The sequence below is a fragment of the Microbispora corallina genome (genome assembly GCF_016863035.1).
Taxonomy (GTDB): domain Bacteria; phylum Actinomycetota; class Actinomycetes; order Streptosporangiales; family Streptosporangiaceae; genus Microbispora; species Microbispora corallina.
Window position 1 is genome coordinate 40,697 of record NZ_BOOC01000034.1, and the last position, 13,396, is coordinate 54,092.

A 13,396-nucleotide genomic window follows, 5' to 3' on the forward strand; every position below is an offset into this window, starting at 1 on the left:
GACCCGCCAGGCGCGGGAGAAAGCTGTGACCACGCAGACAGCGGGTCGATGTGACCCACCACCACAGGAGTGACCATGACCGACGCTTTCCCTCCGGTGATCAGGACCGTGCTGCACCCCGTGGCCGACCTGGCCAGGGCCAAGACGGTGTACGCGGCCCTGCTCGGCAACCCGCCGCAGACCGACTCGCCCTACTACGTCGGCTTCGACGCCGAGGGCCAGCACATCGGACTGGTGCCGGACGGTGGGCCGCAGGGCATGACCTCACCGGTGGCCTACTGGCACGTACCGGACATCGAGGCGAAGCTGGCCGAGGTGGTCGCCGCCGGGGCCACTGTGAAGGAGGCCGCGCACGAGGTGGGCGGCGGCCGCCTGGTGGCCACCGTCGTCGACCCCGACGGCAACGTCCTCGGGCTGCTGCAGGACCGCTGACCTTCATCTGGGAGGCTGCACCCGTCCGAGGCACTCGACGAGCCGGATATCAATGTTTTCAAGGAGAAGTTCCGCCATGAGCACCACCGAAGACAGCAGGTACGAGGGATTCACGGCCGAGGAGCGGGCCGCGATGAAGGCGCACGCCGAAGAAGGGAAGAAGGCGGCGCGACGGGGCTCGCGCGCGGAGAAGGCGGCGGAGGCGGCGCGGGACGTCCTCGCGAAGATCGCCGAGATGCGGGACGCGGACCGGATCATGGCCGAGCGCGTCCATACCGTCATCATGGCCGGCGCTCCGGAACTGGCACCGAGGCTCTGGTACGGGATGCCCGCCTACGCGCTGAACGACAAGATCGTCTGCCACTTCCAGCCCGCGGAGAAGTTCAAGACGCGTTACGCGACACTCGGGTTCAGCGACCAGGCGAAACTGGACGAGGACGCGATGTGGCCGGTCGCCTTCGCCCTGACCGAGATGACGCCCGAGGTGGAGGCGCGGATCGGTGTGCTGGTGAAGCAGGCGGTCAGCTGAGACGCGGCCGTCATCGGTTGCCCACGACCCCCGGGGTGAGCCGAGGGTGCGGAGGTCGACGATCGCTCGCCGTGGGGTCAGAGGCGGGGAAGGTCGAGCAGGCGCAGCCGGGCGGGGTCGGCGAGGATGTCGATCTCCTTGATCCTCCCCCGCGCGACGGCGAAGCCCATGACCGCCACCGGCCGGTCGCCGTCGGCCACGAGCACCCCGGCCGCTCCGTTCACCAGTGCGGGACGGGCCAGCTCCGCGCGCCACGCGAAGGCGAGTGCCTGCCCGGCCACGGCGGCCGCGCCGCAGATCACCCGCGACGCGCCCGGGGGTTGGGCGCCGACGTCGGCCCGCAGCGTCACATCGGGGTCGAGCAGGGCGAGCAGCGCCTCGAAGTCGCCGTCGCGCGCCGCCGCGAGGAAGGCGTCGACGACCTCCCGCTGACGGGGGACGTCGGCGTCGGGAACGGTGGCGCCCTGGACGCGGCGTCGCGCCCGGCTTGCGAGCTGCCGGGCCGCGGCCGGGGAGCGGCCCACGACGGCGGCGATCTCATCGAAAGGCAGGCTGAACATGTCGTGCAGCACGAAGGCGAGCCGCTCGGCCGGAGCCAGCGTGTCGAGCACGACAAGCAGCGCCAGGCTCACCGAGTCGGCCACCAGCGCCTGCTGCTCGGGGTCGGCTCCGTCTGGGGCCCTCACCACCGGGTCGGGCACGTACACGGCCAGCGGTTCCTCGCGCCTCGCCCTCCGCGACTGCAGCATGTTCAGCGCCACCCGGGCCACGATCGTCGTGAACCACCCGCCCGGGTTCGCCACCTCGTCCGTGTCGGCGCGGCTCATGCGCAGCCAGGCCTCCTGCACCGCGTCCTCGGCCTCGCTGACCGAACCGAGGATGCGGTAGGCGACCGTGCACAGATGAGGGCGGTGGGCCTCGAACCGTGCCGCCAGCCAGTCGTCGTCCATCGGTCACAATCCCTCGTCGCGATCTGTCATATCACTGACAGAACAGACGCGGCCGATGTGACGCGATCCCGGTCACCGGCGGTACGAGCGCACCGCCCGCACACGCCCGCTCAAGGGCGCACGCGCTGCACGGTCGCCGCCCGTGCCCGCCGCAGGTGCCCGGCCCGCACGCGCCCACGGTCCTTGCCCGTGCGCGCGGCACCGGCCGTACGCGCCGACCGGCGTCGGCGAGGCCGGTCTCCGCGGACGCCGGGCGGTGGCCGTCGGTACGCCGAGACGACGAGGAGTGGAACGATGACCTGGACCCGGCAGACCTTGTCCTCTTCCGGCGACGTCGCCGGCCCGGGACGGCGAGGTGGCGTCATCGACACGATGGCGGTCGCCAGCACGGCGGCCTTCGCGGGCGGCGCGCTGCTCAGCCAGACCGTGCTCGTCCCGGAATGGCGGGCGATGGACCCGGCCGCGTTCCTGGCGCGGTTCGCGGTGTCCGGGCCGGTCACGGGAGCGACGGTCTTCCCCTTCGAGCTCTCCTCCGCGGTGCTGCTGGGCATCGTCACGTACACCGGCGTGAGGCGTCACCGGCCCGGCAGGCTCCTCTGGGTGCTGGCGACGGCCGGCATGGCGGGGACGATCGCGCTCCTGCCGATCTACTTCGTCGGTGCGAACCTCGCCCTGCTCGACCCGTCCTTTCCGCCACAGGAGGTGCACGCCCAGCTGGCGACCTGGTACCGCTGGAACTGGGTGCGCACCGGCCTCGGCCTGGGCTCGGCCGTGCTGGCCTGCGTCGCGCTCGCCACCGACCGCGGCGGGCACGGCTCCGCCGCCCGCGCTGATGACCCCGCCTCGCGGTGAGTGCAGCCTCGCGGTGAGTGCCCGGCCCCGGCCCACGGAGGGCCGGCCCGTCACTCGCCGCCGGCCGGTATCAGGACGCCGTCCTCCTCCGGGACGCGGCGGGTCGGCGGGAATCCCAGGATCTCTCCCGCGAGCTCGTCGTTGCCGGAGAACCCGGCGGCGGAGTCGACGAGTTCGCACCCGTCCCACAGGACGAGCATGGCCGAGACCGTGTGGGACGCCTTGTCGCTGTGCATGTCGTAGTGGGCCGCCGCGGGCACCGTGTCGTACCGGACCCACAGGTCGTGGCCGGTCATGAACACGTCGAGGTCGTAGCGCACGGTCAGCCCGAGCAGGTCGGGCTTGTAGACGTCGTCGATGCCGGCGAACGCCTCGTCGAGCGCGATCATGCGGGGGCAGGTGGGCGCGGCCGATCCGTACAGGGCGTTGGCGGCGGCGAACAGCGGCAGGTGGATGGCGGCCGACTTCTCGCCGCCCGACATCTGGGAGTGGCGCTTCCTGCTCAGCTTGACCTCCTCCTCCCCCGGGACCTTGAGCCGCAGTTCGAACGAGCGCCAGGCGCGGTAGTCGAGGACGGCCGACAGCGCCTCCTTGTACGTCGCCCGAGGGTGCCCGGCCCGGTACTCGTGGATCATCTGCCTCAGGAGCCGCCGGAGGTCGGCCAGCCGGGCGGGCCCGAGATCGTCGCGGCCGAGCAGCTCGGAGACCTCGCGCTGGGCGTCGGTGACCCTGTCGGAGACGACCCACCGGATGCCCACAGTCGTGCCGGTCGACATCGGCCGGGACCTGGTGTCCGCGTCCATGCCCTTGACCAGGTCCTTCGCCAGCATCACGCGGTCGAAGACCTGCTGGGCCAGGCCCGCGAGCAGCTCGTCCTCCAGGACCCTGCGCTCGCGTTCCTCCAGCAGCACGCCCTGCTCCTCGGCGCGCTCCGCCACGCGCCGGGCGAAGACGGCCACCGGGTGACGGCCGTCGGCGTCGTGGACCCGGACCAGGACGAGCGACTCGCCCTGCTCCCAGTCGAGCCGGTAGTCCTCCTCGCAGGCGTTCAGCGCCTCGCCGAACTCCTTGAGGGCCTGGGACATCCGGTCGCGGGCCCGCTTGCGGGCAGCCTCCCCCGGTTGCCGCCCCGCCGCCGCCGTCTCGTAAAGGGCGAGGAGGTCCGCCGCGCCGTCCGGCAGCACGGCCCGCACCGCCGTGACCGCGTCCTCGCCGGCCAGCCGCTCGACGACGTCGGCGGCGGCCCGTTCGGGCTCGGGCCACCGTGCCGTGTCGGGCCACACCGGCGCGGCGGCGACGCCCAGCACCGGCCGCAGCTCCGGCTGGGTGAACGGCGCGAAGGAGGCGAGCTGGTCGAGCAGCTCACGCAGCGCGGACACGAGCGAGGCGCTTCCGTGCTCGTAGGAGACCTTGGCCTTCACCAGCGCGTCGTGCTCGTCCCGGGCCCGCTGCTCGGCGGCCCGGGCGGCGCCGGTCGCCGCGGCCAGGGCCCGCTCGGCGTCGCCGATCTGGTCGAGGATCTCCTTGAGCGGCGCGCTGAGCGCCTCCTCGGCGGCGGCCAGGCGTTCGGCGAGGGCCAGGTGTGCCTCCTCCTTGTCCGCCAGGTCGTCGGACGCGGCGGCGAGCTCGGCCTCCAGCCGTTCGACGGTTCGGAGCCGCCCGGCGAGGTCTCTGTCCAGTCTCCCGACCGCGGCCAGCTGCTGGGCGTGGCGGTCCGCCGCCGCGGTGAAGTCGCCGATGGCGGCGGCGACCGCCTCGACCTCGTCGGAGGCGGACGGCATGGTCAGGTCGGCCGCCGTCTGCCGGAGGCGCCGCCGTTCAGCGTCCATCTCGGCGGTGGCGGCGTCGAGGGCGGTGGCGGCCTCGGCCAGCTCCGTACGGGCCGCGGCGAGCAGCGCCGACGTCTGGGCCAGCGCCGCCGCGGCGCCGGGGATGTCCCGGCCGATCGGCCTCAGCTCACCCCGCGCCCGGCCGAGGTCGTCGAGCCGCTGACGGAGGGAGGCGCGGGCCGCCAGGGCCCGCTCGCGATCACCGGACCTGTCGCCGATCTCCCGGCCGTACTTGGCGAGGCGGTTGGCCCGGCGGGCCGCCCGATGGGTGGCGCCGATGTACTCCGGCGCGTCCTTGGCCCGGACGCCCAGGTGAACGCCCACACCGAACTGTCCCCGGGTGCTGACCGCCGGCGTGCCCGACGCCGGATCGATCTCCTCGGTCAGCGCGATCGACGCGAGCACGCCGGAGACGACCTCCGCCGGCACAGCGCCCTGATCCTCGGGCACCAGCACGCTCGCCAGCGTCGGCCCGGCCGGCCGCAGCCCGGGCGGGGCCGGCAGCAGGTACGCGTCGGGCTCCGCCTTCTCCAGCGCCTCCACGGTCAGCCGGGGGTCGGGATGGATCCACGCGGTGAGCAGCCCCGCTGCCTCCAGGGCCCCTTCCACGGCGGCGGCGTCGGCGTGCCCGACCTCCTCGGCGAAACGCACCAGCCGCCACAGCGGCGCTCCCGGCCGCCCCTCGCGATCGGCCTGCCGAACGAGCGGGGGCGCGTCGTCCCGCTCGGACGCGACCTCGTCCCGCTCCGCCGTCAGCCGCGTGATCTCCACGGTGAGGCGTTCCAGTGTCGCGTCCAGCCCGGCCGCCTCTGCGGCGAGCGCGGAGCGGCGCGCCTCGACGAGGTCGCCGAACACCTCGCCCAGACTGGGCGCCCCGGGCTCCCGTAGCCTGGCCAGGCTCTCGGCCAGGGCGTCGCCGTCGCCCGGAGGCACGACGGGCTCGGCGAGCTCGGCGCGGCCGGTCCACCTGCCGGCCCAGGCGCGCAGGTCGGCCTCGGCCCGGCCGACCGCCTCGGCGAGGGCGTGCTCGGCCTTCTCACACGCGTGCCCGCCCGCGTCGATCTTCTGCTGCGCCCGCTGCACGGCCTGCTCGGCCCGGCCGCGTTCGCGTTCGGCCTCCTCGACCTTCCGCAGGCCGCGGCGGACGTCCTCGACGTCCTGGAGCCGGGCGACGGCCCGGGCCCTGATCTCCGGGACGTCGCCCCCCTCGTCCCGCGGGATCCCGGCGAGGTCGGCGGCCTCCGCCTTCGCCGCCGCCTGGCGCCCGGCCGCCTCCCTGGCCTCGGCCAGCTCGCGGTCGAGCTCGGCGGCCTCGCGGCGCAGGTCCGCGACGTGCCGGGCGCCCCTGGCGTTCGCCTCCCGCATCCGGGCGATCTCCTGGGCCCCCTGGGCGACCCGGGCGCGCAGGCTCTCCAGCTCGCCCTGGGCGGTGTAGGCCTCGTGCCGCTTGAGGGCGTCGAGCCGGGCCTCCAGCCTCTTCTGCTCCGCGACCGCGGCGGCGCACGCCTCCTCCGCCTCCCGCTGGGCCGCCTCGGCGCGGCGCATCTCGGCCCGCGCCTCGCCGACCAGCACGGCCGGCCGTACGGCCTGCTCGGTGCGCGCCTCGATCCGGTCGAGACACCCGCGCACGCCGACTCGCAGGTAGTCGGCGTAGCTGGCCAGGAAGTCGCGGGCGGCGGAGTCGGCCGCCGCGAGGTCCTCGGCCAGGCGCTGGACGGCCGCCAGATTGTCGAAGTCGCGGGCCGCCTGCTCGATCAGGTCGTCGGATACGGGGCTCAGTCCGGCCGTGAGCGTGTCGGAGACCTTGACCGGGTCGAGGTCCTTGGCCAGCAGCGGACGGCGCAGCGCGAGCAGCAGGTCGAGCAGTTGCGTGTACCGTTCCCGCCCGAGGCCGAACAGTGCCGCGTCGACCGCGTCGCGGTAGTCGGTGGCGTTGGATCGGGCCGCGCCGGGTTCGAGCACGCGCTTGAGCTGCTGGTCGGTCAGCGGCCGGGCCTCCTCCGAGAGGAGCCCGAAGTCGACGCCCACGCGTTTGGCCGTGACGAAATAGGTCCGCTTCACGTCGGGCCGGTCCCGGTGGGCGTGCATGGCGACGATCAGGGTGACCGTCCGCCGCCCGTCCGCGAACTCCATCCACACGAAGCCGTACTCGGACTCCTGCCCCCGGTAGAGCAGGTTGGACTTCATCGTGCGGTTCTCGCCGCTGAACGGGTCGAGCCGGCGGGCGTCGACCACGCCGTCGAGGATGAAGGGGAACAGCACCTCGAGGGCCTTGGTCTTGCCGGAGCCGTTGTGCCCGCGCAGCACCAGCCGGCCGTCCGCGAAGGCGAACTCCTCGTCGGTGTAGTCCCAGATGTTGATCAGGCCGGCACGGGACGGCTTGAACCGGGTCATGCCGGGTCTCCTCCTTCGAACAGATCCGTCTGGCCCCTGGGCGGCGCCGGGATCGCCATCGTGATGTTGCGGTAGCGGACGGCGGCCGGGAGCAGCAGCACCCCGCCGGGCACCGGCCGGACCAGACGCAGGTCAGCCAGCAGGTCGAGCGCGGCGTCGAGCAGGCCGTGGGGGTCCTGCTGCCAGGCGCCGGTGAACGAGGCCGCGCCGAACGTCTCGTACAGGTCCTCGATCAGCGCCTCGAGCCGGTGGCGTTCGAGGAGGACGAGCGGGTCGGGACGGTCCGGCGGCATCGGCGGCGTCTGGCCGGACGACCACGCGAGGTCCCGGACGACGCCGGCCTGCGGCAGCGCCGAGTCGACGCGGGCGAGGAGGTCACGCTGGACGTCCGCCTCCACCGGCGGCTCCAGCCGTTCGAACGTCCCGGTGGAGGCCGGGGCGGACCGCTCCTCTTCGAGCGCGTCGGCGATGCGGGCGAGCAGGAGCCCGGCCGCCCGGTTGACGGCGCCGCCCCTGCCGGGGAAGGCCCGGTCGGTGAATCTGCCGCCCGGGTCGGCGAGCAGCACGCCCTCGGCGCGGCGCTCCACCACCAGGCCGGTGAGGCGTGCCAGGTTGTCGACGAGGTCGTCGCGTCGCAGGACGGCGGCGGCCTCCGCGTCGAGGTCGGCGTAGTAGACGACGGGCCGCTCCAGCAGGAGCCGGCGCACCCGTGCCTCGGCGCCGCCGTCCAGGCCGTCGAGCAGGCCGGCGGCGCTGGTCAGGTGCTGTATCGGGCGGGACGGGCGGAAGATCGCCGCGCAGATGTCGTGGTCGATGTCGTAGAGGGCGTCTCCCCCGTCGCCACGCGCCCACGCCTCGACGGAGCCGTCCGACAGGTTCAGCGCGCCGCGCTCCACCAGCCAGCCGATCACGTCCACGACCGCCGCCTTATGGCCGGTGACCAGCGGATCGAAGCCGAGCCCCGGGATGGAGTTGGCCGCGGGGGCGAACAGGCGCACCAGGTCCGCCAGGCTGATCTCCACCCGGGAGCGCTGGAAGGAGCCGAGCACCAGGCAGAGGTACGCGAGCCGCCTGCGGTCGAAGGGCCTGGCCGCCCTGTTGGCGAAGATCTTCCCCCGCGACGGGTCGAGAGCGTCGAACCGCCGGATCAGCCGTACCTGGCGGGTGGTCGCGATGAGCGTGTAGCCGAACAGGTCGCGAAGGTCGCGGGTCAGCTGGTCGGCCCAGGGCAGCACGCGTTCAAGCACACCGGGACGAGGGTGGACGGTCGTGATCAGGTCGCTCGTCAGCACGAGCCGCACCGCTTCCTGGTAGCCGCCGAGATCTGCGGGAGCGACGCCGGCGGCGGCCAGAGGCTCAGGCATGGGCGCTCCCCGAACGCGGCGCGATCTGCCGTACGTGGGCGGCGGGGTCGATGGGCGGGACGCCGGCGGCGGCGAGGGGCTCAGGCATGGGCGGTCCCAGCGCGGGGCGCGATCTCGAGGGCGAACCCCGGCAGGTGCAGCAGGCCGTGCGGAGTCCGCACGCTGCTGCCCGCGGAGTGGGGCACGAGCCGGAGGACCACGGTGTCGTCGCTGCCGTCGCCGGACCCCAGCCGTCCGGACACCACCGAGCGGGCCTCCAGCGCCCTGGTCAGCAGCGCCAGCAGCACGCGGGTCTCGGCCTCGTCGAGCGCCCGACCGTGTGGTCCGCGCTCCGCCAGGCTCCGGGCGGCCCTGCGCTCGGCCGCCCTGGCCGCGATCTGCTCGCGGCGCAGGTCGGCGCGCCTGCGCGGATCGACCCGGACGGGCTGCGGGATGCCCGGCCCGGCCTGCCGCCCCGTACGGAAGGGCGTGAGCGCGACCTCGACGCCGGGCGCGTCCCACCAGGTGGCCCGCGGCGAGATCTGCTCCACGTCGTCGTAGGCCCCGCCCATGTGCCGGGCCGACCCCAGGTTGAACGCCGCCGCCGCCAGCGCGTACGCCGCGTCCTCGTCGGGGGTGTCGCAGATCCACTCCGCGAGATGCCGCAGCTCGGAGGCGCGGTTCACCCCGCCGCGCTGGGCCTCGGTGAGCTGCCGGAGCAGGGCCACGACCCCGGACACGGCGGCGCGGGTCGCGCGGCGCAGCTCGGCGGCGCCGGACTCCGCGCCCGGCTCCGCCGTGAACCAGGCGCGCAGGACCTCCCAGCGGCGCTTCCAGTCCTCCATCCGCTCCCCCGGGCTGAGGAACGGCCTGTCGTCGGCGTCGGCCGCACGCACCAGCATGGTGGCGACGCCGGTGGCCTCCACGTCGAGGACGGCCCGGTGCAGGCGGGGCAGGTGGCGGTCGAGCTCCGCCATGACGTCGGTCATGTGGGTGAGCAGGGCATTCTTGTAGCGGAGGAACAGCTCGGGCGACGCCTCCGTCGAGGTGACGATCTCGCCGAGGGTGACGTGGAACCGGGCCGACCGGCGCACCATGTCCTCCATGACCTGGTCGAGCCGGGAGATGCGCCGGTAGACCTGCTCCTCGTCGCCGGCGCGGTTGGCCGCGGCGAGCGACCTCAGGTCGTCGAGGATGTCGGAGAACACCAGGCGGGACAGGTTGGCGTCGCGGACGCGGGCCGCCAGGACGTCTTCCACCGCCGTGAACGCCCGGTAGCCGAGCTCGCTGAACTGGTAGACGGACTGCCGGTTGCGGTAGCGCTCCAGCGAGCCCGCCCGGGACGCGTCCTCCAGCCGGTGGACGATCCCGTCGGCGGCGAGGGCGTCGAGCCGGCCCCGGAGCGAGCCGTCGACCATGGGAACCCCGTCGTGCGCCAGCGCCAGCTCCGCCATCGCCGCCGCGACGTCCTCGCTGCCCACCTGGACGCGGTGCACGGCGCGCAGCCGGTCCATCGCCCTGAGCACCCACAGATAGACGACGTAGTCGTCCCTGTGGGTGAAGTTGAACAGCCGGAACCTGTCCCCCACCGCGAGCGCGTCGAGATCGAGCGCCCTGTTTCCACCCCGTGAATCTGCCATGACCACGTGAGTATCCCGCACGCCACCGACAGTTCCGACGCGACGACGCTCGGCTGCACCGGTATGGCACGAGTACGCCCGAGGTGCGACGAGCAGCGCGCCGGCACCTATCCCGGGGTGCCGAGGGCGGCGGAGAGCGCGGCGAGGTGACCGGCGACCGGACCGAGAGTGAGCAGGCCGCTGCCCGCCCCGGCCAGCTCGCCGGCCGCGGGCGCGAGCGCGTCACGGGCCCGCTCCATCGTCTCCCGGTCGCCGAGGGCGACGGCCGCGCGGCCCGTGAGGCACCACATGGCCTCGAACAGCAGGTCACGGGGCGGATCTGGTGCCGCGCGCAGCGCCGCCGCGGCCTCCTCGCGCCGGCCGCGGGCCAGCAGGACCAGGGGCCGGGCCCACGGCTCGTACGGCCCCCAGTCAGCGTCTTCCTCCATGGGCAGCCCTCGCCGTACGCGCAGGGACAGCTGCGTGAGCGCGGGCAGGCCCCGCACCAGCCCGGGCATGCCGGCCCCGTCGAGCCGTGCGACGGCGTCCCGGTAGGCCGCCTCCACCTCGGCCTCCGCCCTCTCCGCCCCCGTCGTCTCGGCTCCCGGCGCTCGGAGCGCGGCGGCGAGCCGCAGCGCCCGGTACCACCCGGTGAACACCCCCACCAGCGGCAGCTCGTGCCGTTCCGACAGCCGGTCCGCGGCGGCCGCGTGCCCGTCCGCGCCGCCGAAGTCGGCGAGCGCGGAACGGGCCTGCATGCGCACGAGATGGCCGAGCACCTCGTAGGTGACGAGGCCGTGCCGGGCCGACAGATCGACCAGCTCGGCGCCGATCCCGTCCCGTTCGGGCGCCAGGCCCGCGCGGTGGAACGTCTGCATGAACTCGCCGTTCAGGGCGAACGCCAGCAGCGCGGGGTCGTTCAGGCGGCGGGCGATCCCCACCGCCTGACGCGCGGCCTCGGGCCCGCGGGCGGAACGGGTTCCGCGGGACTCCAGGGCGATCGTGGCCAGCAGGCGGGCCCGCACGCCGTCGTGCGCCCCGCCGGGGAGGCGGGCCAGGGTCCGCTCCGCCGCCGCGACGACCCGCGCGGCCTGCGCCGGGTCGTCGACGCGGGTCCAGATCGCCGGGACGTCGTACGCGCCGATCACACGGGCCGTGAGCTCCACGTCGCCCAGCTCCTCGGCCGCGGCGACGGCGGCGAGCCGGTGCTCGCGGGCCGCCTCCAGGCCGTCGCCGCCGGTCACCGCGAGGGTGCGCAGGAGGCCCACCGTCGACTCCAGCCGGGCCCTCGCCCCGGAGGCCACCGTACGGTCGTAGACGGCGGCCGCCCGCGCCCACACCCGCCCCGCGGGGCCGGCGGCGTCCGGGTCGAGGCGGTCGGCGTGGTGGAGGATGTCGGCCTCCAGGCGGCGCAGGTCCGGGCCGGGATCCACCCCGAGCTGCTCGACCAGGAGCGTGCGCGCCCGGCGCAGGACGGCGAGCGCGTCGCCCTGACGCCCAGTCCGGTAGAGGGCGAGCGCGAGCAGCCGCCAGCCCTCCTCGCGCCAGGGGTGCTCGGCCACGTGCGCGTCGAGGTCGGGCACCGCCTCACCCGCCCTGCCCAGGGCCAGCCGGGTCTCCGCCCGCCGCTCGGCGGCGTGCAGCCGCAGCTCGGTCAGGCGGGAGCGTTCGGCGCGCGTCCAGTCGTGGCCGGCGAAGTCGGCGTACGCCGGGCCTCGCCACCACCTCAGCGCCTCCTCCAGGCGGGCGAGCGCCTCTCCGGGCGGCAGCGCGGCGGCCTCGGCCACCGACCCCTCGAACCGCCAGGCGTCCACGGCCTCCGGAGCGGCCCGCAGCGCGTACCCCGGTCCCTCGGTGACCAGCAGCCGGGCGGGGCCGCGCGGACGGCGTCCGGGCTCGAGCGCGCGGCGCAGCGCGGCCACGAACGTGCGCACCGCGCCCACCGCGTCCGGAGGCGGGTCCTCCCACAGGTCGTCCACCAGGTGGGTCACCGGGACGACGCGGCCGCGGGCGACGATCAGGCGGGCCAGCACGGCGCGGTGCCGCGGCCCCTTCAGGGCGACGGCGTCACCGCCGCCGTCCCAGGCCGTCACCGGGCCCAGCACCCCGAACGTGACCCCCACTCACGACCGTCCTCTCCGCGCCTGCTCCCGGTCACGGTAGCGCGCTCATCGGATGCTCATCCGCCCCCGGGAGGCTGGGACGCGCCCGCTCACCTGCGAAAAGGAAAGTGATCATGAGACTGGCCATCTCCGGATTCGACTACGTGCGCGTCCCGGTAGCCGACGGCGTGTCCCTGAACGCCGCGGTCGGCGGCTCGGGCAGCCCGATCGTGCTGCTCCACGGCTTCCCCCAGACGCACCTGATGTGGCGGCACGTGGCCGCCGTCCTCGCCGCCGACCACACCGTGATCTGCCCCGACCTGCGCGGCTACGGCGCCAGCGACAAACCGGCCGAGGCCGGCCCCTCGACCTACGCCAAGCGCACGATGGCCGCCGACGTCGTGGCCCTGGCACGCGCCCTGGGGCACGAGCGGTTCGCCCTGGCCGGGCACGACCGGGGGGCGCTCGTCGCCTTCCGGGCCGCGCTCGACCACCCGCGGGCGGTCACCCACCTGGCCTGCCTCGACATCCTGCCGACCCTCGACATGTGGGACGTGATGCACGGCGTCACGGCTGCCGTCGGCTTCCACCTGTACCTGATGGCCCAGCCGCCGGGGCTGCCGGAGCAAATGATCGCCGCCACCGCGGACGCCTTCTTCGGCCACTTCCTCGATCAGTGGAGCGGCGACCCGCGAGCCGTCCCGGCCGACGTCCGCGCCGCCTACCTCGACGCCTGCCGCGCGGCGGTGCCCTCGATCGTGGCCGACTACCGCGCGTCCGCCGGCGTCGACGTCGAGCACGACCGGGCCGACCGGGACGCCGGCACCCGGCTGCGGATGCCCGTCGCCGTGCTGCAGCAGGACTGGGGCTCCGCCCTCGGCTACGACGCCGCCGCCCTGTGGCGCGCGTGGGCGCCCGACCTGGACCACACAACGGTCGGCTGGGGCCACTTCATGGCGGAGGAGGCCCCGGACGAGGTCGCCGGCGCCCTGCGGACCCTGCTCGCCCGCTGAACCCCCCGGGGAATGAGGACAACTCGACGCGCCCGTCCAGATCATTCCTTACTGAGTGGTTTGTCCTATTTACACCTTTCTGGGATTGTGTGTACCTTTAGTCAACGCCGGTATGCGGAACGATGTCCTCTCCGTCGTATCCCTTGCCGGCACGTTGCCCGGACCGCGCGCTTCCGTGGGACCCCGTCCCGTTGGAGCGCGCGGCCGCCGAATCCGCACCTCGCGGAGCCGGGGACCCACCTCTTCCGGGGTGAATCGGAGCGCGACCGCGCCCCGTAGGGCACTTCCTGCCCGAACCCGTCAGCTAACCCGGTAGGCGGCATGGAAGAAGGA

General features: G+C 74.5%; 9 protein-coding genes and 1 riboswitch. Of the genes, 4 read left to right on the forward strand and 5 right to left on the reverse strand.

From position 1 onward, the window contains the following. Window positions 1-75: 75 nt before the first annotated feature. Together Mco01_RS29600 and Mco01_RS29605 are read left to right on the forward strand one after the other, a co-directional pair. A complete protein-coding gene (locus Mco01_RS29600; protein ID WP_204060147.1) occupies window positions 76-432 on the forward strand; it encodes a VOC family protein in 357 nt (118 codons plus the stop codon). Window positions 433-508: 76 nt separating this feature from the next. Continuing rightward, a complete protein-coding gene (locus Mco01_RS29605) occupies window positions 509-961 on the forward strand; it encodes an iron chaperone (RefSeq protein ID WP_204060148.1) in 453 nt (150 codons plus the stop codon). Between the two features lie 77 nt (window positions 962-1,038). Here Mco01_RS29605 and sigJ read toward each other — a convergent pair whose 3' ends face one another. Then, window positions 1,039-1,911 carry an RNA polymerase sigma factor SigJ gene (gene sigJ / locus Mco01_RS29610; protein ID WP_204060149.1) on the reverse strand — a complete coding sequence of 291 codons (873 nt, stop codon included), beginning with the start codon at window positions 1,909-1,911 and terminating at the stop codon, window positions 1,039-1,041. A 294-nt stretch (window positions 1,912-2,205) separates the two neighbouring features. Between sigJ and Mco01_RS29615 the strand changes: the two genes are divergently transcribed. Further along, on the forward strand, window positions 2,206-2,763 hold the full coding sequence (locus tag Mco01_RS29615; protein WP_204060150.1) for a DUF1772 domain-containing protein: 558 nt from the start codon (window positions 2,206-2,208) through the stop codon (window positions 2,761-2,763). 50 nt (window positions 2,764-2,813) lie between these two features. Here the strand turns inward: Mco01_RS29615 and Mco01_RS29620 are convergent, their stop codons facing one another. From Mco01_RS29620 to Mco01_RS29635, 4 genes are all read right to left on the reverse strand, one after another. Beyond that, entirely contained in the window at window positions 2,814-6,986 is a 4,173-nt protein-coding gene (locus Mco01_RS29620; protein WP_204060151.1) for an SbcC/MukB-like Walker B domain-containing protein, read from the reverse strand. Then, window positions 6,983-8,350, reverse strand: a complete 1,368-nt coding sequence (locus Mco01_RS29625) for a DUF2398 family protein (RefSeq protein WP_204060152.1) — start codon at window positions 8,348-8,350, stop codon at window positions 6,983-6,985. The genes Mco01_RS29620 and Mco01_RS29625 overlap by 4 nt, the downstream gene beginning before the upstream one ends. 80 nt (window positions 8,351-8,430) lie before the next feature. Further along, a complete protein-coding gene (locus Mco01_RS29630; RefSeq protein ID WP_204060153.1) occupies window positions 8,431-9,969 on the reverse strand; it encodes a TIGR02677 family protein in 1,539 nt (512 codons plus the stop codon). A gap of 107 nt (window positions 9,970-10,076) precedes the next feature. Then, on the reverse strand, window positions 10,077-12,071 hold the full coding sequence (locus Mco01_RS29635) for an AfsR/SARP family transcriptional regulator (RefSeq protein WP_204060154.1): 1,995 nt from the start codon (window positions 12,069-12,071) through the stop codon (window positions 10,077-10,079). Between the two features lie 113 nt (window positions 12,072-12,184). On the opposite strand from Mco01_RS29635, the gene Mco01_RS29640 reads away from it, so the two are divergent. Next, window positions 12,185-13,063 (forward strand): alpha/beta fold hydrolase, encoded by an 879-nt coding sequence (locus tag Mco01_RS29640; protein WP_204060155.1) that lies wholly within the window; start codon window positions 12,185-12,187, stop codon window positions 13,061-13,063. Between the two features lie 195 nt (window positions 13,064-13,258). Then, window positions 13,259-13,396: riboswitch (cyclic di-AMP (ydaO/yuaA leader) on the forward strand.